This is a genomic window from Alteromonas sp. BMJM2 (genome assembly GCF_027257845.1).
Lineage (GTDB): Bacteria > Pseudomonadota > Gammaproteobacteria > Enterobacterales > Alteromonadaceae > Alteromonas.
Window position 1 is genome coordinate 162,405 of sequence record NZ_JAPVOT010000009.1, and the last position, 20,075, is coordinate 182,479.

Sequence of the window (20,075 nt, forward strand, 5' to 3'; positions counted from 1 at the left end):
TAATACTGTTAGCTATTTTTATGACTGGTATATCCATATTGGTCATAAAAACCTGCATACCTTTTTGCTACATCAGATTTGCGTAAGTCTACTTGATTTAATACCACTCCATCAAGACGATGTCCAACTTGAAGGAATCGAGATAACCCAGTATTGATCACCTTCTCACTCGTACTGTCGGCACGAACAACGTAAATAATGGAATCACAGGAATTAGCCACCACCATAGAATCACTTACAGCCTGCGTCGGCGCCGTGTCGACAACCACGTATTTATACTGCTTTTTCAATTCTACAATTAGCGCTTCAAACCCTTTATCAGACAATAGCTCCTGTGGGTTTGAAGGGATGGTGCCAGCAGTAAGAATATCTATATTTGACTCTTCGTCTGTTATCAAGCATTCATCAAACGTATGAGTTTTTAAGATGAGGTTGGCTACCCCTGGCTGATAGTTTGGTACGTTGAACTGTTTTCCTACAGTCGGTCGGCGTAAATCGGCATCTATCAAAATTGTTTTATCAAGTTGTCCAAGCGCGAAGGCTAGGTTAATAGAAACCGTTGTTTTACCCTCTTTCGGAACGCTGGAGGTCACCATTATTGCTTGTCTGTCTTTATCTAAGTTAAGCAATGATAAGCTGGTACGTAAGGTACGGACAGACTCAGCAAACTGATGTTTTTTGCCATCGAAGAATGAGCGTATTGGTAAATCGGTCTTTTTCTTATGAGAAAGCCAAGGAATAAGACCTAGCATGCGCTGGCCTAACTTACGCTCTACATCCTCCACAGAACGAATACCGCTATTTAATGTTTCCATTGCAATAGCTAAAAACACACCAAAACCCATACTAAAAACAAATGCAGCACCAATAAGGAGTTTTTTGTTTGGTTTAGATGGAATGTAATTGGGCATCGCCGTATCTAAAACCCTAGCATTGGCTGACTCAAACCCACCAAGCTCATCGGTTTCTTTTAAACGGGTGAAAAAGGAGTTGTAAAGTTGTTGATTGATATCAACTTCTCGTTGCAAGCCTTTACGTTGATTATCTAATGTCGATAAGGCCCTAAATTCTGATTTAGCACGCTCTACTTCTTTCTGTAGTTGCATCAAGCGCTCTTCTGAAACTTGGTATTGTGTAGTAATACTGGTTATTAAATCGCGTATTTGGCTGTTAAGCGTTTCCCGTATTGAAGAAAGTTCTGCATTTACCGCGATCATTTTAGGGTGTTTTGGACCAAATACTTTACTAAGCTCGTTCACACGAGTCATCGCTTTCGCCTCGTCTCGTCGAACTCCTTGAATAGTTGGGTGATTCAATACTTCAGGCAGTTTTGACACATCATCAAGAGAGGTATCATTTCGAGTCTGGCGGTAAATTACTGCATTTAGTTTTAATGCGGTTTGCGCATCGAGAAGTTGCCCGCTCAAACGCTCTAGCTCTTCTGCCGCTAACCCTACTACTCCGTCAATATTGACTACCTGATTTTGCTCATAAAACTTTTCTAGATTTCGCTCTGCAATATCAAGCTTTTCTTTAAGTCCCTCTAAGCTTTCTGTTAAAAACGACGTTGCCTTTGCTGTCATATCGAGCTTGGCTTGCAAGTAATTTTCTATGTAGACATCTGCGATAGTATTAGCAATTGTGGCAGACAAAGTAGAAGATGGTGTGGTAACTGAAATTTCCATAACTTGGGTATTATCTACCATCTTAATAGTTACAGACTTCATTAAAATAGAAACTGCTTGGCGTTTTTTCTTCGCTAAAAGCTCACTTTCAGTGAGAATAACCGCCTCTTCTTGTGGAAGAAACGGCAGAAATTCCGCTGCCTGAGTTTTTATGTTATCAATAAAACCAGGTCCTTCCTCAACAGGCATGAAAACAGGGTTGTCATATAGCGAAATACTCTCAACTGTCCTTTCAGCCACTTGGCGTGAGCGCAATATTTCATATTGCGTTTGCATATAGTCTTTGCGTTTAGTATCTAAGCCGTATACCTCTTCAATAGAGACCACATTTGCTTTTTCAGACTCCACTAATATTGTCGTTGCCGACGTATACATTGGTGTCATTCTCATCACCAACAGAGCAACAAGGATCGTAAACGCTATAGCTAACGACGTAATTCTAAATGCGTAGCGCTTTATAATTCCAAAGTAATGAGCGATATCGATGGTTTCGTTTTCGAACACACCATTATTCAGCTCTTCCCTGCTATTAACTGCCATTTTTGTTCCTAAACATCAATAAATTAGAAAAAGCGTTGATTAATGGTGATGATGTCACCGGGTTGTATCATATCGCTGACAGTGACCGTAAATTCAAAGGTCTGTCCGTCTTTTTCTCTCACAATAGAAATTTTATCACGCGCAGCTCTTTCAGTATAACCGCCGGCAAGCGCTGCGGCCTTATTAACTGACAAGCCCGGTTGATAAGGATATCCACCAGGCCTTTTCACTTCACCGTCAATGAAAAACGGACGGTATTCAACAATTGTTACAGATACAGACGGGTTAACAAGGTAATCTCCAAGCAACCCGTTATAAATGAGTTGCTCTACCTCTGCCGCAGTCAGCCCTACTAGCTTAACTTCACCCAAAAATGGATAGTTGATGGTGCCCACATCAGGCAGCCTAACCTCCATAGAAAGGTCGTCTTGGCCAAAAACACTTATGTTAACTCTATCGCCAGAGCCCAGCTGGTATTGGCTCATGCTCAAGTTCCCCTGTTGGGCTTGAACAAATGAACACATAAAACTAAAGAAAATAACTGATACTAGCGATACTGCATAACGTTTCACAGCGTTACCTCTGCCGATATACCCACTACATTTCTGTCGTAACCTATAAGCGCACGGTTACTGTCTCTATCATCTAGCTGGTAAAATAAAGAAAAACTTAACCAACGTCTTGCATTATAGTTTAACGCAGCTGAATAGCGCATTAGTTCATCATCTCGATTGGCAAGTACGCTGTCGGTAAGTACGTATTCATCGTCAATTTTAGCAATACTTACAGACGAACTTAAGCGTTCAAGCCACTCATGATTCCATGATGCTGTATAATCTCTACCGCGAATAAAGTTACCTTCGCCGTTGGTTTCTCTTGTGTCTGCACTTGTAGAGAATTTAAACGTAGAGTATGAAACAGGCTGCCACTCAACACCTACTTCCCAATCTGTGCCATAAAAGGTACTTCTGGTCGCTGCTTTAAAGTCTTTTTCTTTATAGCCCGCTTTTGCAAACCCAGTGGTAGCGGCAGTAGTTTCCCAAGTAACACCCACTAAGATACGAGTCTCATCACTATCACGGGTCGTAACTCCCTGTTGATTATCATATCTCACGTAGCTTTGAGTAACATCGAGCACCATATTGGTGGCAGACCCAATTCTGTAGGCCAATTCAGCACCCGCTCTGCTAATTACTCGGTCGCGAATTAGGTAAGCTTGTTCGCTTCTGTCATAGTCGAGTGTTTGTCTGTTAGCTTTAAAAGTAATCATGCCGTCAGACGATGCTGCACCATACATGTACTCACCACCAACAAATGTACTTTTATACCGATCTGGAGTTGCTATATTAGTGCCAAGACCTAACGAGAAACCAGTACCCCGATCTTCATGGCCGTCTTCATATTGCGCTAAAGCATTAACGCGATGACGACTGTTTAACTCAAAGTCACCTGAAGCTTCAAAAAAGTGGTCGGTATAATCGTCAGCACTACTTGAAAAATAGACGCCACGTTCGAGTCGATAACCAAATTGAACAGGGTTTCCGTCGAGCTCTGTTGCTGCAATAACCTCTGGCGAAAAAATCGCTCTCCAGCTGTAAATTTCTGGCAAGTCATCACGAGCATAGGCCACATTATCAACATAGCTCATCGACGAATTTAAAGAGGGAATGATGTCAAATTGCCCAGCCTCTATTCTTCCAGCTTCCTGCGCAAAAACATTGGTGGGTGCTGTGGCGCAAATTGCCGACATCACTGCTATGTTTCGTGTCCATCTCAACATTAGTTTTCCTCTATTTTAAATCCGAATGAGCCATAACTGTGCATAAAGCAAACACCGCTGCTTCAAAAGAAAGCAACCTGAGTACTTTAGCGTAACTTTTTTGCATATTTTTGAAATAAATATGTCTTTTTTCTACAAACACACCTGATATCTAGCCAAATAATGAGTTAATGCTTCAAAACTAATGCAAACAACGCGCCCATTAACTATATTCACTACTTTAAAACATGGCTTGATAAAGTCGTTCTTCATAAGCCTAGCCGATTGAAGTGATTGCGAGGCTTTTGCAATTATTATTTACCAGGTGGTGTGTTTTCAAATAGGTTACCGCTGTGCTCGTAATAAACCTTTTATAAGAGCTTATGCTATCTCATTTATTGCTAACATGGAAAGATTTAACAGATAAAGATGTAGTTGCGACAGCGGATCTGTAATACTATTTGTAATAAAATTACATAAAAGACACGGTGTGATACCGAGTGGGATTAAAGTTAATCAAAATCGGCTGACATTCGTTTCATTTTGTAGAAAATTGAATAGATTTTTGTTGTGAATTCAGTTGCCAAGTAGTGGCGCAATTCTTGCCCGTCGTTATTCTCAGTTAGATAACGCGACAGCAGCAACAAATATTCGAGCTGTTTTTTAAGATAATTGAAGCAATTTTACAACCAACTGAGTATTTCGAGACATTTATTAATGGATAATAAAGAAGAATCTAATAAGGCGTTAAAGTCTCATTCTATGGAGCCCTCGGGGAATGCTGGCTTAATAGTAAGGAATCAGAGCGGCTTCTCTACGTTCTATCGGATTGTAGACCTTGCTATCGTAACCATGCTCTACTATGCCAGTGCGATGTATTTTGGGTCTACCATTGATGCCGCTAGCCTACTTCTTCTATTCATCAACGTAGTTTGTTTCCAAATTTCTGCCGAAGGTGTAGAGCTGTATCGCTCTTGGCGTGGTCATGGAACGCAAGAAATGCTTAGAGCAGCAGCCATAACCTGGGCTATTAGTATATTTGCAACGCTTACCCTAGGGTATTTTTTCGTTTCCGAAATCAGTATTTCCTCAACTGCAATATTGCTCTGGTTTGCTTCATCTTTTGTCATGCTCATTGTATGGCGTTACGTTATGCGGAAATTTTTATTTAAAATCCGCAAAAGCGGGCACAATTCCAGACGCTCTATCGTTATTGGTGCTACACAGCTTGGCGCAAATGTCGCTCTACAAATTCAAAACAACGAACATTTGGGCATTCGCTTTAACGGGATTTTCGACGACCGAAGTGGTGATAGACTCCAGCACGAACTACAAAGTACGGTTTTAGGAAAAATAGACGATGCTATTGAGATGGCAAAACGCAATGAGGTTGACTATATATACATTGCATTGCCCATGAGCGCAGAAAACCGTATTCGCTCAATTTTAGAACAGTGTAGCGATACCACCGCAAGTGTTTATGTTATTCCAAACTTCTTTATGTACAACCTATTGAACGCTCGCTGGCAAACTGTTGGTAATGTGCAAGCGTTAAGTGTTTACGACACTCCATTTCAGGGCGCCAGTGATGTATTAAAGCGTATGGAAGACATAGTCTTGAGTATTGCCATTCTTATATTAATTTCCCTTCCTATGCTTTGCATAGCTGCAGCGGTAAAAGCGACGTCTAAAGGGCCGGTTATATTCAAGCAAAAACGCTATGGGTTAGATGGTAAGCAAATTACGGTTTATAAATTTCGCTCTATGACAACCCAAGACAACGGGCCAGTAGTAAAACAGGCCACTAAGAATGATGCCCGCTTAACAAAGATAGGTGGCTTTTTACGACGAACATCGCTTGACGAACTACCGCAATTTATTAATGTATTGCAAGGCAAAATGTCTATTGTAGGCCCCCGCCCGCACGCAGTTGCTCATAATGAAGAATATAGAAAGATAATTACAGGCTATATGCTGCGACACAAAGTTAAGCCTGGTATCACCGGCTGGGCTCAAGTAAACGGTTTGCGTGGAGAAACGGAAACCACTAACAAAATGGTACAAAGAGTCGAATACGACTTAGATTACATTCATCGCTGGTCTATTTGGTTCGATATGAAGATTATTTTTATGACCGTATTCAATGGATTCTTAAATAAAAACGCATACTAGAAAACCGGATATGTTTAGCGCAGAGAGTCCATCTCTGTGCTCTTGTTTACACTTAGATTTACTTCTTTTACCTGTTTAATCTTGCTCATCGGTTTGGGCAAAGTCACACATGGTGCAGCCTAAGCAAAACTATCAATACTTCAACGAGCAATGAAACAGCCATTCTTCAACAACATTTCGCTTTATATTAGCTAATTCGTGCGCTCGTTTGCGTACGCTTGAACTAAAATTATATGGTTTACCAACTTATTCAGCACAGCAAAGGTTTATAGCTTAGGTATTGTTTTACCCTGCTTTACATCCGTTTTTCTTTCGATAACGTGAAAAATCTGTGCGCACATTCACTACTGAGGTTTATTTGGAGGTTTGAATGCTGAAGAGTTCAGAATCTTTGGTGTTCAGGGGTTCGGCTGTTCGGCTGTTCGGCTGTTCGGCTGTTCGGCTGTTCGGACATAGATAAAAGCAATTGTTTGCTAGTGATATTTCAACTTCGAATACTTATATTGCGGAAAAGAAAAAGGCGAGCATCCTGCTCGCCTTTCCCCGAAAGAACTTAAACTTAATTAGTTAATAATTAAGCTAATGCGCCTTTAGCCGCTTCGACTAGTGCGCTAAAAGCTGCTTTGTCATGAACTGCGATGTCGGCAAGGATCTTACGATCGATTTCAACAGACGCTTTCTTCAAACCGTTAATGAAACGGCTGTATGACAAACCATTTTGACGTGACGCAGCATTAATACGTGCAATCCATAACTGACGGAATTGACGTTTACGCTGACGACGGTCGCGGTAAGCATATTGACCAGCTTTAGTTACAGCCTGTACCGCTACGCGATAAACTCGTGAACGAGCGCCGTAATACCCTTTTGCCTGCTTGAGGACTTTTTTGTGACGAGCACGTGCAACCGTGCCGCGTTTTACTCTAGCCATTCTTTAGTCTCCTAAGTCTTAAACGTACGGCAACATGCGCTGAACTAATTTAGTATCAGAATCATGAACCAATTTTTTGCCACGTAACTGGCGTTTACGCTTAGTACTCTTCTTAGTCAGAATGTGACGTAAGTGAGACTGCTTGCTTTTAAAGCGACCAGAGCCCGTTTTCTTGAAACGCTTGGCGGCACCGCTTACAGATTTCATTTTAGGCATTGCTAAAACTCCGCATTGTTTTGTATCGACATGTTCAGCGTGCAGTCGCTTAATTGTCGGTTAATGTTTGCAGCAAGGTGTTTCAGGGTGCAGATTCCCGAAAACTTTAGACCATTACTACTTCTTAGTTGGGGCTAGCACCATAATCATCTGGCGGCCTTCCACGCGACGTGGAAAAGATTCGCAGTTTGCGATCTCTTCTAAATCGTTTTTAACGCGATTTAGTAGGTCTATACCGATGTCTTGGTGCGCCATTTCACGTCCGCGGAAGCGGATTGTGACTTTGGCTTTATCACCACCTTCGAGAAAGCGACGCAGGTTGCGCAGTTTTACCTGGTAATCGCCTTCATCAGTGCCAGGGCGAAATTTAATCTCCTTGACCTGAATTTGCTTTTGTTTCTTCTTCTGTTCTTTCTGAGCTTTACTCTTTTCGAAGACGAACTTGCCATAGTCCATAACTTTACAGACTGGCGGCTCAGCATTCGGACTGATTTCTACAAGATCTAAGGTAGCTTCTTCCGCTAGCTGCGTTGCTTCAGCGAGTGAAACTACGCCAACCTGTTCTCCGTCTTTGCCAATTAAACGTACTTCTTTGGCTTTAATCTCATCGTTAATGCGGGCTTTGTCGCCCTGAGCCTTATTGTTAGCGCCTTTAATGTGGTATTCCTCCAAACATTTAATTCTTTCGTTTGTTTTTGTGATGCTGGATATCAGCAATTATTAAAAGCCAAAAACAAACTCCGGTGTGCATTATACACAAATTTTGCTCAACTACTTAATGGTCTTTGCCATAACTTCTTGTTGAGACATGGCAATAAAGTCTTCCAGGCTCATTTTGCCTAGGTCATCGCCGCGACGTGAGCGCACTGCTACTTCGCCCGATTCCATTTCTTTATCGCCTACTACTAGCATATATGGGATACGCTTAAGTGTGTGCTCACGGATTTTAAAGCCAATCTTCTCATTTCTCAAGTCAGACTTTGCTCTAAACCCTAAATCATGCAGTTTTTTTACACAATCTTGCGCATAATCTGCCTGTTTGTCAGTAATATTCATTACTACCACCTGTTGTGGTGCTAACCACAACGGATAAAAACCGGCAAACTCTTCGGTAAGTATACCGATGAAACGCTCTAACGAACCCAAAATCGCTCTGTGGATCATGACAGGTACTTTACGTTCGCCATCTTCAGCAACATAAGTAGACCCTAAACGACCAGGCATCGAGAAATCGAGCTGCACAGTACCACATTGCCATGCTCTGTCTAGACAATCGTGCAAAGTAAATTCAATTTTAGGACCGTAGAACGCACCTTCACCAGGCTGATATTCAAATTCAATATCGTTGGCCTTTAATGCTTCAGCTAGTGCCGCTTCCGACTTATCCCAAATTTCATCAGCCCCTACTCGCTTTTCAGGTCGCGTAGATAGCTTTACTGCCACTTTGTCGAAACCAAATGCTGCATAGGTCTCATACACCATTCTTATACAGCCGCTAACCTCTTCTAAGATCTGCTCTTCTGTACAAAAAATATGAGCATCGTCTTGGGTAAACCCACGAACACGCATTAAACCGTGCAGTGCGCCTGATGGTTCGTTGCGGTGGCAACAACCAAATTCAGCCATACGTAGCGGTAAATCGCGGTACGACTTAAGACCTTGGTTAAATATTTGAACGTGTCCTGGGCAGTTCATCGGCTTAACCGCATACTCGCGCTTTTCCGACTCAGTAGTAAACATGTTTTCTGCGTACTTGTCCCAGTGTCCACTTTTTTCCCACAAGCTGCGGTCCATCATTAATGGGCCTTTTACTTCGTCGTAGTTGTATTGGCGAAGTTTTGTGCGAATGAAACTTTCTAATTCGGTGTATATAGACCAACCGTCATTGTGCCAAAACACCATTCCTGGCGCTTCTTCTTGCCAATGGAATAAGTTTAGTGCTTTACCAATTTTACGGTGATCACGCTTTTCAGCTTCTTCAAGTCGTTGTAAATACGACTTCAATTGTTTTTTATCTGCCCATGCTGTGCCGTAAATACGCTGCAGCATTTTGTTATCGCTATCGCCGCGCCAGTAAGCGCCTGCCACTTTCATTAGCTTAAAGTGATGGCAAAACTTCATGTTTGGTACGTGAGGGCCGCGACACATATCGGTGTATTCTTCATGAATGTAAAGCGCTGGGCGATCATCCTTGCTGATATTTTCATCAAGAATTTGAATTTTATAGTCTTCACCGCGCTCTGCAAAGGCATCGCGAGCTTCTTGCCAACTCACTTTGTTTTTTACAACGTTGTAGTTCGTTTTGGCAAGCTCTAACATACGCTTTTCAAGTTTGGCTAAATCTTCCTGAGTCAGGCTTTCTTCCATATCAACATCGTAGTAAAACCCGTTGTCGATAATGGGTCCAATTGCCATTTTTGTATTGGGCCAAAGCTGCTTAATGGCATGGCCTAACAAGTGAGCACAGCTGTGGCGCAGAATATCTAATCCGTCGTCGTCTTTGGCGGTAATGATTTGAAGCTGTGCATCAGCGTCAATCATGTCTACAGCGTCAACAAGCTCGCCGTTTACTTTACCGGCAATCGTTGCTTTGGCTAAACCAGGGCCAATGTCGTTTGCAACGTCGAGTACAGAAACAGCGTTGTCGAAAGCGCGTTGGCTTCCATCAGGAAGGGTAATTACAGGCATGAATGTTCCTTTACAGTGGTGACGCCTACTCTGCGCCACTTGCATATTTAAAGTTTGAGCGTGGAATACGCTATTCGTATTTTTCCAACGTTGGCATTTATCCGGTTAACACCACTAATTTTAGTAGAGTTCGTTTGCACATAATAAATAGCGACAAAAGATAACGACAAAGCAAAACGTTGAATTATTAATATGTTTTCGATGGCCGATTATAACGAGTGTATGCACAACTTCAACGATGAAAACGGGTTTCATCAACTAATTGGCAAACAATCGCTTGTTTTAAGTGCGATCCGTTACGGAAATTGCCTGTTTGTGGGTTTTATACAGCGGCAGTTCTCGCCATTGAGGAGCGACTGGCCGCTTTACCGAAACCTTTTTCCTAAACTATAGCAATACCACCCCAGTGAAAAAAAATGACAATCAAAGAAAACCAATCTATCAGCTTTACCCTATTTTGAACCACGGGTTATTATTCGGTGTTCATTGTATCGTTTTAGCAAAAGACATTGTTGGCGATATTCAGCGCAGGAAATACGCTAAGCGTAAATTCAACAAAGTGAGTTTTTATGGAAGACAACGGCCTTAATGCACGTGAAGCCGCAGATACTGATAAGCAGCACGTAACACCTGTGGCGTTAATTACTGGCGCGGCAAAGCGAATTGGCGCAACAATAGCTCGGCGGATTCATGAATGTGGATATGCTGTTATTATTCATTTTTCAACGTCTTCAGATGAAGCGAACACCCTAGTAAACGAACTCAATCAAACTCGCAAAAACTCCGCCGCTTGCCTTCAAGGCGATCTATGCGACAAAGATAGCGTACAAAGTTTAGCAATGCAGTCGGTTGCCATTTGGGGGCGATTAGACTTGCTGGTAAACAATGCATCGAGCTTTTACCCCACGCCTCTTGGCGAGATTACCGAAGAAGACTGGTCATCATTGGTGGGCAGTAATGTTAAAGGGCCCTTATTTTTGTCTCAAGCATTAACGCCAGCACTCACCCAAAGTAATGGCAGCGTTATAAATATGATAGATATGCACATTGATAGGCCACTGCCTAAACACAGCGTGTACCTACTGGCAAAGGCTGGATTGGCATCACTCACGCGCTCTATGGCGATAGATCTTGCGCCAAATGTGCGCGTAAACGGCATTGCCCCCGGTGCCATACTGTGGCCTGAACGAGAAATGGATGAAGAAGACAAAAAGCGGCTACTCGATAGCGTTCCACTTCGCCGGCTTGGAAACCCTGAAGATATCGCTGAAACACTCATGTTTCTTGTATCTGCACCCTATATCACTGGGCAAATTATTTATGTGGATGGCGGCAGAAGTCTTTACACCAGCGCCGAAATATAGCTAAAGAGCTCAATGACAAAGAGACGCACTATCTATGATGAAGCTTCAATCTTTTATCTTCTTTAAGCAGTTCACATCGCTTTTTACACTAATTCGTCGGTGTATGGCCATTGCTACAGCGATGGCTCTGCTGTCGGGATGTTTTGGGCAAGAAACGGTAAAAGATAGCCTAGAAAATTATCAGAGTAGACTGTCTCGCGTGTTAGACGCTCCTTTGCCCGAAACGGTGGTAAGCCCATTGCCCAAACTGACCGATGGCTCGCAGTTTAAATACAACATAGCAGGGTTGAGCATAAACTTACGGGAGTTTTACGCAATACAAGACTGTGAGCTTGGCCGAGTTGTTGCCGAACGCAATACGTCTCTTGGTAAAAGTCAGCTTCCCTCTCAGCGCTTAGTGTATGAAAGTAAGCTGCTGTCTGTATTTTCAGCCTGTGAAAACTCACTGAGAGAAATCGATACAAAGCTCGCTGATACGCTGGCTGCGTGGAAAGAGGCCAAAGAGGCAGACTATACACAAAGCTGGGCTAATCTTATTCAAACCAGTAAAGAATTGCGCTTAGGTTTGAATAGCCCAGAACGTTTACTTGCCACTGAAAACAACAAAGATGCGTTGGCAAGTATCAACAGTTTGTATTTTTTAGATGAGTTGATATCACCCAACGCTTTGGGTAACAGCATTAATAGCGGCGAGTTAGAAACACAGCTTAAGATAATTCTTTCATCGCGGTTGCCTGCTAGTTTATGGCAAACACAACACACTCTCGCCACCACTTTGCCAAAGCTGACCGAGTCTCTTACCCCTCAACTCAATGCCATCGCGTGCCCCGAGGGACGCGCAAGTGATACAGCCAAAATTCTTCGCAACGTGTTTTATCTATTTTTTATTGAAGAAATTCAGCCGGTGGGCAGCTTGATAAATAACTATCACTATAAGCTTGTGCCGTTGTGGGAAAAGTGGCAGCAAAATCCGGTGCTTCACAGCTCATTTAAGCGCTATATCAACCAGCAAGCTAACATAGGATTTACTTCTTACAGCAGTGCCATGCAGGACCACGTTTCTATGTGGCAGCAGTTTTTAGGCCGCTGTAATTTGTCTCCTGTAGCTTAAGCGGGCTAGCCAGGGCCGCTTAGCAACAGCTAAAACTCACAGGCTCTGGTATAACCACTAAATCTACTGCCACACTCTGTAATACATTGCATAAGCAATTGGAATCGTGGAATACTCTTTCCATATACCTAGATATAACATGGCATAACTGCCGATGAGCCATTAAAAAACTATGACTGATAAGCGTGCTGATAAAAGCCCAAACGACGTGTTAGAGCAAATAGCCCAGCACTATGCAACGCTGTCTCCTGCGGGCAAAGCTATAGCGCATTATCTGCAGAAAAACCCTATTGCGGTTCTGTCTCAGTCTACATCGCTAATTGCGGAAAATGTAGGTACATCGAAGGCCACAGTAAGCCGTTTCTTTCGCCAAGTTGGCTTTGCATCTCACCAGCAAGCCAGAGCCTCACTTGCCACACTGCGAGAACAAGGCGTTCCCATTGCCTCAGATAATAATGAAAACCATCATTTCGATAGCGAGGTACAAAATTTAGCGGCCAGTTTTGATGGCATTGCTACTGACGAGCTCGGCGCTATCGCAACCTTGCTTGCAAATGCCGGCCAAGTAACCCTCATTGGGTTTCGAAACGCTTACCCTATTGCCCTTCACTTTCGCCAACAGCTAAAACAAATCCGTGGCTCGGTACGCGTGTTGCCTCAGCCCGGACAGACACTCAGTGAAGATATTATCGATCTTACTGACAAAGACGTGGTGGTTTTGTTTGGCTTTCGTCGTCGCACTCGACAGTTTAAATTTGTTCTAGAAAACATTAAGCACTGCAAAACTGTGTTAATTACCGACCCTACTGGTCAAGGCTATAAACATTTCGTTGACCACTTATTAGTATCGCATATTGGTAGCGATGCACCCTTTGATAGCTATGCTGCACCAATGAGCCTAGTGGCTACCCTGTGTAATTTAACTTATGCCAAACTTGGATTAGCCGCCTCTAAACGGGTTGATGCTATTACAGAAGTTTATAAGAAAATGGATGAGTTAGAAGACTCCGAACGATAATCAAGCCTCATTGCTTTTAAGTTTCTTATGTGAGTGCATTTATCCAGCATTATTTTGCTGCTTGTAAGCCTAATTAACGAGGTTTTTTCCAAGCCCCTTAGAAAAACACTCTCGTTTAATAGCCTCTTTAATATAAAGATGCGTGAGTTAAAAGGAACAATTGTTTCTCTTGACATTATTTTGAAACGATTGTTTCATAGGGTATCAAAAATTATAACGACGATAACGAAACGCGCAGTGAATTCTCCTTTTGTATTAACGCCACCTATTCATAAAGAAAAGTCCCAGCTCACCCTAGAGAGTTCCTTTAAGGGTCCCCTTGAACATTTAGGACTGGCGGTGAAAGACTTGTTTCATATGGCTAACCTGCCAACAGGTGCGGGCAACCCTGACTATTTGAAGTCTCATGTAAATACTCATGAAAATAATACAATTGAGACGAACAGCACTGTGAAGGCACTACTAAACGCAGGTGCAGTGTTCAAAGGTAAAACCATTACTGATGAGCTTGCTTACAGCCTTCACGGGCAGAATAAGCACTTTCCAGCGCTTATTAATCCAGCGGCTCCTGAGCTTATTCCCGGTGGTTCGTCTTCAGGCTCTGCCGTTGCGGTTAGCAGTGAATTAGCAGACATCGGTTTAGGCACCGACACGGGCGGCTCTATTCGTGTTCCGGCTAGCTATCAAGGGCTGTGGGGAATGAGAACAACCCACGGTATTATTGAGTGCGATAATATGGTGGCCTTGGCGCCTTCTTTCGATACCGTGGGTTGGATGACCCGAGATTTAGCCACCTTTGAATTAGTGAGCGAAGTGTGTATTCCAGCACACACCCAACATGCTATTGCAGCCGAGCCTTGCTTTGGTATTGCCAGCAACGAGTTTGACGGTGTGCTTCACAAAGCACTATGCAATAAATGGATTGATGAAAACCTTCGCCCACAATTTGAAACCAGAGATATTCCCTCTGACATGCTTAACCTAACTGCGATGGATACCGCCGCTATTTTTAGGGTGTTGCAAGGCAGTGAAATTTGGCAGCAGCACGGCCAATGGATTGAACAAGAAAAACCCGATATTGCAGATGATATTATGTCTCGCTTGTTATGGTGCAAAACGATAACAGCAGAGCAGGTTGAATCTGCAAAATTACAGCAACAAGGCGTCGTTAACCATCTTGATACACTGTTTCAAGATGTTGATGTGCTGGTCATACCGACTACGCCAGGCATTGCGCCGCGGTGCGATGCTGACAGCACCACATTGGCAAATGATAGAAATACACTACTTGCGTTAACCTCTCTTGCAGGGCTAGCCGGGTTACCACAACTTCATTTGCCCTTATTTACTCTACACAACGCCCCATGCGGATTATCGCTAGTGGGCAAAAAAGGCAACGATCTTGCTCTACTCGCTGTAGCGAAAAGGTTAGCGCTGTAAAATAGCAAAGACGAAACTGAATAAAAACTAACTTTGCTAGCACGACAAGGTCGACTCACGGCATGCAAAACTAATTTGCGCATAGTGCGGCGAATTGCCCAAGTTGCCCAAGTTGTCCAAATTGAAGAGCCCAGTGCCTGACATTAAAAGGAAAGAATAATGACTAAAAAATCTAACATTGCATTTACCGCCCCGCATTTCGCGGCGTCTCAGGTAGGCTTAAATATTTTAGAAAAAGGCGGCACAGCCATTGAAGCTATGGTTGCTGCCGCGGCCTCAATTGCCGTTGAGTACCCGCACATGAACGGTCTGGGCGGCGATGGCTTTTGGCTTATCAGCGAGCCCGGTAAAGCACCGGTGGGCATCGACGCATCCGGTGTTGCAGCAAAAGGCGCTACCCCTGAGTTTTATAACGGCTATGATGCTATTCCAAGTCGCGGCGGTAAATCTGCGCTTACAATGGCAGGCGCGGTAGCGGGCTGGAGCGAAGCACTAAAAATAAGTAAAGAGTGGCAAGGAGGCAAAGAAGGACTTCCATTGGCTACACTACTAGATACCGCTATAAGCCAAGCAAATTGGGGAATTGAAGTAACCCAAAGCTTAACCGATGCAAGTAACAAAACCTTTGATGACCTCGCCGGTGATGAAAACTTCGATCAGTTTCTAATTAAGGGCAAGGCACTTAAAAAGGGAAAGATTCTTAAGCTCACTGCATTATCGAAAACCCTGTCTCATTTGGCAGAAAAAGGTCTAGACGACTTTTATCACGGTGAATTAGCTCAAAAACTGGCTGCTGACTTAGAAGCTGCCGGCTCTCCTATTCGTTTAGAAGACTTTGAAAATTATAAAGCGCAGCTGGTAACCCCACTAAGCGTTACTACCTCAAAAGGTAAACTCTATAATTTACCGGCTCCAACCCAAGGTGTGGCATCGCTTATTATTTTAGCGCTTTACGATAAAGTACAGCATTTAGGCAGCAGCGATGCTGACATGGTGCACCTACTTATCGAATGCACCAAGCAAGCGTTTATCGCTCGCAATAACAACGTAACAGACCCATCTCGAACGCCTGTGGACTTGCAGCAGTTGCTCACCGACGAGTCATTAGATGAAATGGCACAACACATTTCAGTAGAAAAAGCCCAGCCTTGGCCACATGTGGCAAAGCCGGGAGACACTATATGGATGGGTTGCTGTGATAGTGAAGGCCGTATGGTGAGTTACATACAGTCGCTTTATTGGGAGTTTGGTTCAGGCATTGTGAGCCCGCAAACCGGCATTGTGTGGAATAACCGCGGAACTTCGTTTTCGCTCGACTCCTCTAGCAATCAATATTTAGCCCCAGGGCTAAAGCCGTTTCATACGTTAAACCCTGCCTTTGCAGAGCTCAGCGACGGTCGCCGCATGAGTTACGGCACCATGGGCGGTGAAGGCCAGCCACAAACACAGGCTGCCGTATTTGCCCGCCACGTGTATCACAATCAGCCCATCGACAAAGCGATATGGTTAGGCAGGTGGTTATTGGGCCGAACCTGGGGTGATGAGAGCCATAACTTGAAAGCGGAGCGTGACCTTGTGGAATACGTAGGAGAAAGCTTGGTAGCTCGTGGACATGACATGGTAACCGTGGATCCATGCAATGAATTAATGGGACATGCTGGCGCCATCATTCGTCAAGAAACAGGTGATGTAACAGGGGCCAGCGATCCTCGTAGCGACGGTAAGGTCTTTCTTGGCTATCTGTAGCAGTTAGTTTTGGCGGTTATTTTTAGCAGTTATTTATAACCGCTACCTAATTCCGTTTTTCAAGGCCGTTACTGATAGCGGCTTGTTGTGCGGGCTTTTAATAAAGACTCCTTTATTTGGCCTTTTACCCGGTCATTTACTTGGTCTTCTACAAGAACCCGGTATAGCGCAGCGACAAACGCACATCGGCTTTAGCGCATAAAATTTAGATTAATAAGAGATAACACAAACATGCAGTTTTTAATGGATAACATAACGGTAATTTTATCGTTAATTGGCACCGGCATTTTTGCCGGATTATTAGCAGGGTTGCTCGGCGTAGGAGGCGGCATTGTTATTGTGCCTGTACTCTTTTTCTTGTTTCAAGCACTTGGTGTATCCTCAGAAAGCGCCATGGTTATTGCTACCGCAACCTCGTTGGCTACCATAGTGCCAACTTCGCTGAGCTCAATTAAAGCTCATCATGGCAAGGGCAACGTAGACTTTGCCCTGCTTAAATCTTGGGCATTGTTTATTCTCATTGGTGTACTTGTAGGCAGCTATGCCGTTACGCAAGTTAATCCTACCTTTTTAACCCTCATGTTTGGCACTATTGCCATGCTATCAGCGATAAACATGCTTATTGGCCGAAAGGAAGCGTTGTTTAAAAGCCTACCAGGTAAGGGCGGGCAGTCTGTCATGGCCACCTGCATTGGATTATTTAGCTCTATGGTGGGCATTGGCGGTGGAACACTTACCGTACCAACCCTTACCTTTTGTAATTACCCCGCGCACAAAGCCGTAGGCACTGCCGCCGCTGTGGGGCTGATTATTTCACTGCCAGCGGCTATTACACTGCTGTTTGTAGGCACAACTCCACCAGATGCACCCTTTGCAACCTACGGATACGTCAATCTATTAGGCTTTGCCTGTATTGTGCCCCTTACCGTTCTTTTTGCGCCTATTGGAGCAAACATTGCCAGCAAGCTAGATGCTGGACTGCTCAAAAAAATATTTGCCGTCGTTCTTATCATTACAGGCCTGCGCATGCTTGCGCAGGTACTCATTTAGGAGTTTTCTTTTATGCAAGGTTTTTCACCGCTCTCTCCTCCGCCTCGCCTTCTCATGGGTCCAGGGCCCATTAACTGTTACCCGCGGGTACTATCGGCAATGGCAACCCAATTAGTAGGGCAATACGACCCTGTAATGACCGGCTATATGAACGAAACCATGGCCCTTTATCGCAATGTGTTTAATACTAAAAATCAGCAAACCTTTTTGGTTGATGGCACCTCACGTGCAGGCATTGAAGCCGTGCTCGTGTCGGCTATTGAACCTGGTGACAAAGTGCTTATTCCTATCTTTGGTCGCTTTGGTCACCTGTTGGCTGAAATTGCTGAACGGGCTGACGCAGACGTACATACCATTGAAGTCCCATGGGGCGAAGTATTTACCCCTGAGCAAATAGAAGCGGCAATTAAAGAAGTGAAACCCAAATTGCTAGCCACTGTGCAAGGCGATACTTCCACCACCATGCTGCAGCCTCTGGCTGATATTGGCGCCATTTGCGAAGCTCACGATGTACTGTTTTATTGCGACGCCACAGCGTCGATTGGCGGTAACCCGCTAGAGGTAGATGCTTGGAAACTCGATGCAGTATCAGTAGGGCTGCAAAAGTGTTTAGGCGGCCCATCTGGCAGTGCGCCTATTACCCTTAGCGACAAATTCGTTAAAACCGTTCGTACTCGACATCACGTGGAAGCCGGTATTCGCGATGCTCACCATCAGGCAGCAACCGGCCCTAAAATTCGCTCCAACTACTTCGACTTACCCATGATCATGGATTATTGGGGTGATGAGCGCCTTAATCATCATACCGAAGCCGCCAGCATGCTGTACTGTGCTAGAGAGTGCGCACGAGTGCACTTAGAAGAGGGTCAGCAACAGGTTATTGCTCGTCACAAAGTGGCGGGCGACGCCATGCTTGCAGGTATTCAAGCAATGGGGTTAGCACCCTTTGGTGACTTAAAGCACAAAATGTATAACGTGGTAGGTGTGTACATTCCAGATGATGTTGAAGGAGAAGAGGTTCGAGAAACCCTATTGCTTCGCTTTAACATTGAAATTGGCACCAGCTTTGGGCCATTAAAAGGAAAAATTTGGCGCATTGGCACTATGGGCTACAACGCCCGCGAAGACGCGGTGCTTCATACATTGCAGTCCCTGGAAACCGTGCTTCGTATGCAGGGACATCACTGCCCTGCCGGAGCAGGTGTTGAAGCCGCACTTGAAGTTTACACCCAAGCAAAGCAAACCGTTAACAAGGCGGGAAGCACGAATGAGTGAATTCGCTGAACTAGCCACGCAGGTAATGGCGCGATGCGAAATGTTAGGCACGCTAAGTCAAAACCCTAATTGCCTAGATAGGCGCTACCTAAGTGAGCAACACAGGCTTGCCAATCAACTCGCGTCTGGTTGGATGATTGAAGCAGGCATGACAACGTGGCAAGACGCCGTTGGCAATATTTGGGGCCGCTATACGTCAACCGTGCCGAATGCACCTCGCCTTATTTTAGGCAGCCATTTAGATACCGTACCAAACGGCGGAAAATACGACGGTATGCTAGGTGTGGTTGCCGCCATTTCAATGGTTGCCATGTTCGACGGCCTACAGCGTAAATTTCCTTTCCACATTGATATAGTGGGCTTTTGCGATGAAGAAGGCACACGATTTGGCACCACGCTTTTAGGCAGCCGCGCCCTTACGGGAAATTGGCAAGAAAGCTGGCGTCATTTAAAAGATGAAAACGGCATAAGTTTGGCCGAGGCCATGGAGCAATTTGGCCTTCATTTTGACGAAGTGTCCAGTGCCAGTATTTCTCGCACTGACATATTAGGTTATTTAGAACTTCATATAGAACAGGGCCCCGTTCTTGAACAAGAAAACTTACCTGTTGGTGTAGTGAGCGCGATTGCTGGCGCAAAGCGCTTTAACATCACGATAGAAGGAATGGCGGGGCATGCCGGCACGGTGCCTATGTCTATGCGTTACGACGCCCTTGCTGCTAGTGCAGAAATGATTTTAGCGGTAGAGCGCATAAGCCAGCAGCGAACAGGTGTCGTGGCAACGGTTGGTAAAATAGACAATATGCCAAACGGCGTAAACGTGATATCGGGAAGAACGCGCTTTTCACTAGACGTGAGAAGTGAGGATGACACGCTGCGAGATGAGGCATTGGCAGAGATAATGCAGCATTTAGGGGAAATTGGCGCGAAGCGAAACGTAAAGTTAAGCGTAGAACACATATGAGCCTCCGGGCTGTCAATGAAAAAAGATAGCCCTTTGACCGCTATTTCAAGATCAATACCGTTGCCTTTTTAGAACTCGTTTACTTCGTCTGTCATGGTTGATGTTAGGCAAATTGC

At 44.3% G+C, this 20,075-nt stretch carries 16 protein-coding genes and 1 pseudogene; 10 read left to right on the forward strand and 7 right to left on the reverse strand.

What is annotated here, in order from left to right; genetic code table 11:
• Nucleotides 1-8: 8 nt before the first annotated feature.
• Genes O9X84_RS11890 through O9X84_RS11900 form a run of 3 tightly spaced genes read right to left on the reverse strand, consistent with a single transcriptional unit; the run spans nucleotide 9 to nucleotide 4,005 of the window.
• Nucleotides 9-2,225, reverse strand: a complete 2,217-nt coding sequence (locus tag O9X84_RS11890) for a GumC family protein (protein WP_269519990.1) — start codon at nucleotides 2,223-2,225, stop codon at nucleotides 9-11.
• Nucleotides 2,226-2,248: 23 nt separating this feature from the next.
• Nucleotides 2,249-2,749: a polysaccharide biosynthesis/export family protein gene (locus O9X84_RS11895; RefSeq protein WP_269520011.1), complete on the reverse strand. Its 501-nt coding sequence runs from the start codon at nucleotides 2,747-2,749 to the stop codon at nucleotides 2,249-2,251.
• A gap of 44 nt (nucleotides 2,750-2,793) precedes the next feature.
• Nucleotides 2,794-4,005, reverse strand: a complete 1,212-nt coding sequence (locus O9X84_RS11900) for an outer membrane beta-barrel protein (protein ID WP_269519991.1) — start codon at nucleotides 4,003-4,005, stop codon at nucleotides 2,794-2,796.
• 696 nt (nucleotides 4,006-4,701) lie between these two features.
• Here O9X84_RS11900 and O9X84_RS11905 point away from each other — a divergent pair.
• Nucleotides 4,702-6,156, forward strand: a complete 1,455-nt coding sequence (locus O9X84_RS11905) for an undecaprenyl-phosphate glucose phosphotransferase (protein WP_269519992.1) — start codon at nucleotides 4,702-4,704, stop codon at nucleotides 6,154-6,156.
• A gap of 574 nt (nucleotides 6,157-6,730) precedes the next feature.
• Here O9X84_RS11905 and rplT read toward each other — a convergent pair.
• From rplT to thrS, 4 genes are all read right to left on the reverse strand, one after another.
• Nucleotides 6,731-7,087 carry a 50S ribosomal protein L20 gene (gene rplT, locus O9X84_RS11910; RefSeq protein ID WP_032095096.1) on the reverse strand — a complete coding sequence of 119 codons (357 nt, stop codon included), beginning with the start codon at nucleotides 7,085-7,087 and terminating at the stop codon, nucleotides 6,731-6,733.
• Nucleotides 7,088-7,105: 18 nt separating this feature from the next.
• Entirely contained in the window at nucleotides 7,106-7,303 is a 198-nt protein-coding gene (gene rpmI / locus O9X84_RS11915; protein ID WP_032095095.1) for a 50S ribosomal protein L35, read from the reverse strand.
• Between the two features lie 117 nt (nucleotides 7,304-7,420).
• On the reverse strand, nucleotides 7,421-7,975 hold the full coding sequence (gene infC, locus O9X84_RS11920; RefSeq protein WP_081926491.1) for a translation initiation factor IF-3: 555 nt from the start codon (nucleotides 7,973-7,975) through the stop codon (nucleotides 7,421-7,423).
• A 99-nt stretch (nucleotides 7,976-8,074) separates the two neighbouring features.
• On the reverse strand, nucleotides 8,075-9,991 hold the full coding sequence (thrS, locus tag O9X84_RS11925) for a threonine--tRNA ligase (protein ID WP_269519994.1): 1,917 nt from the start codon (nucleotides 9,989-9,991) through the stop codon (nucleotides 8,075-8,077).
• A 370-nt stretch (nucleotides 9,992-10,361) separates the two neighbouring features.
• Between thrS and O9X84_RS11930 the strand changes: the two are divergent.
• From O9X84_RS11930 to O9X84_RS11970, 9 genes and pseudogenes are all read left to right on the forward strand, one after another.
• Nucleotides 10,362-10,580, forward strand: a pseudogene (locus tag O9X84_RS11930) (fructosamine kinase family protein); the annotation flags it as partial.
• Nucleotides 10,561-11,355, forward strand: coding sequence for a pteridine reductase (locus O9X84_RS11935; RefSeq protein WP_269519995.1), 795 nt, complete (start codon nucleotides 10,561-10,563; stop codon nucleotides 11,353-11,355). The pseudogene O9X84_RS11930 and the gene O9X84_RS11935, both read left to right, overlap by 20 nt.
• 34 nt (nucleotides 11,356-11,389) lie before the next feature.
• Nucleotides 11,390-12,466, forward strand: a complete 1,077-nt coding sequence (locus O9X84_RS11940) for a DUF3080 family protein (protein ID WP_269519996.1) — start codon at nucleotides 11,390-11,392, stop codon at nucleotides 12,464-12,466.
• Between the two features lie 172 nt (nucleotides 12,467-12,638).
• Nucleotides 12,639-13,484 carry a MurR/RpiR family transcriptional regulator gene (locus O9X84_RS11945; protein WP_269519997.1) on the forward strand — a complete coding sequence of 282 codons (846 nt, stop codon included), beginning with the start codon at nucleotides 12,639-12,641 and terminating at the stop codon, nucleotides 13,482-13,484.
• 237 nt (nucleotides 13,485-13,721) lie between these two features.
• Entirely contained in the window at nucleotides 13,722-14,924 is a 1,203-nt protein-coding gene (locus O9X84_RS11950) for an amidase (protein ID WP_269519998.1), read from the forward strand.
• A 159-nt stretch (nucleotides 14,925-15,083) separates the two neighbouring features.
• Nucleotides 15,084-16,670, forward strand: coding sequence for a gamma-glutamyltransferase family protein (locus O9X84_RS11955; protein ID WP_269520000.1), 1,587 nt, complete (start codon nucleotides 15,084-15,086; stop codon nucleotides 16,668-16,670).
• 231 nt (nucleotides 16,671-16,901) lie between these two features.
• The gene (locus tag O9X84_RS11960) at nucleotides 16,902-17,720 is read left to right on the forward strand and encodes a sulfite exporter TauE/SafE family protein (protein WP_269520001.1); all 819 of its coding nucleotides are present in this window, start codon (nucleotides 16,902-16,904) and stop codon (nucleotides 17,718-17,720) included.
• Between the two features lie 12 nt (nucleotides 17,721-17,732).
• Nucleotides 17,733-18,995, forward strand: coding sequence for a pyridoxal-phosphate-dependent aminotransferase family protein (locus tag O9X84_RS11965; protein ID WP_269520002.1), 1,263 nt, complete (start codon nucleotides 17,733-17,735; stop codon nucleotides 18,993-18,995).
• The gene (locus O9X84_RS11970) at nucleotides 18,988-19,959 is read left to right on the forward strand and encodes an allantoate amidohydrolase (RefSeq protein WP_269520003.1); all 972 of its coding nucleotides are present in this window, start codon (nucleotides 18,988-18,990) and stop codon (nucleotides 19,957-19,959) included. The genes O9X84_RS11965 and O9X84_RS11970 overlap by 8 nt, the downstream gene beginning before the upstream one ends.
• Nucleotides 19,960-20,075: the final 116 nt, after the last annotated feature.

Bases quoted from the DNA above. Each gene is read 5' to 3' on its own strand.
- O9X84_RS11970 (WP_269520003.1), top strand. From the start codon at position 18,988: ATGAGTGAATTCGCTGAACTAGCCACGCAGGTAATGGCGCGATGCGAA.
- O9X84_RS11965 (WP_269520002.1), top strand. From the start codon at position 17,733: ATGCAAGGTTTTTCACCGCTCTCTCCTCCGCCTCGCCTTCTCATGGGT.
- O9X84_RS11960 (WP_269520001.1), top strand. From the start codon at position 16,902: ATGCAGTTTTTAATGGATAACATAACGGTAATTTTATCGTTAATTGGC.
- rplT (WP_032095096.1), bottom strand. From the start codon at position 7,087: ATGGCTAGAGTAAAACGCGGCACGGTTGCACGTGCTCGTCACAAAAAA.
- O9X84_RS11905 (WP_269519992.1), top strand. From the start codon at position 4,702: ATGGATAATAAAGAAGAATCTAATAAGGCGTTAAAGTCTCATTCTATG.
- O9X84_RS11945 (WP_269519997.1), top strand. From the start codon at position 12,639: ATGACTGATAAGCGTGCTGATAAAAGCCCAAACGACGTGTTAGAGCAA.
- O9X84_RS11935 (WP_269519995.1), top strand. From the start codon at position 10,561: ATGGAAGACAACGGCCTTAATGCACGTGAAGCCGCAGATACTGATAAG.
- thrS (WP_269519994.1), bottom strand. From the start codon at position 9,991: ATGCCTGTAATTACCCTTCCTGATGGAAGCCAACGCGCTTTCGACAAC.
- rpmI (WP_032095095.1), bottom strand. From the start codon at position 7,303: ATGCCTAAAATGAAATCTGTAAGCGGTGCCGCCAAGCGTTTCAAGAAA.
- O9X84_RS11940 (WP_269519996.1), top strand. From the start codon at position 11,390: ATGATGAAGCTTCAATCTTTTATCTTCTTTAAGCAGTTCACATCGCTT.
- O9X84_RS11955 (WP_269520000.1), top strand. From the start codon at position 15,084: ATGACTAAAAAATCTAACATTGCATTTACCGCCCCGCATTTCGCGGCG.
- O9X84_RS11890 (WP_269519990.1), bottom strand. From the start codon at position 2,225: ATGGCAGTTAATAGCAGGGAAGAGCTGAATAATGGTGTGTTCGAAAAC.
- O9X84_RS11900 (WP_269519991.1), bottom strand. From the start codon at position 4,005: ATGTTGAGATGGACACGAAACATAGCAGTGATGTCGGCAATTTGCGCC.
- O9X84_RS11895 (WP_269520011.1), bottom strand. From the start codon at position 2,749: ATGTGTTCATTTGTTCAAGCCCAACAGGGGAACTTGAGCATGAGCCAA.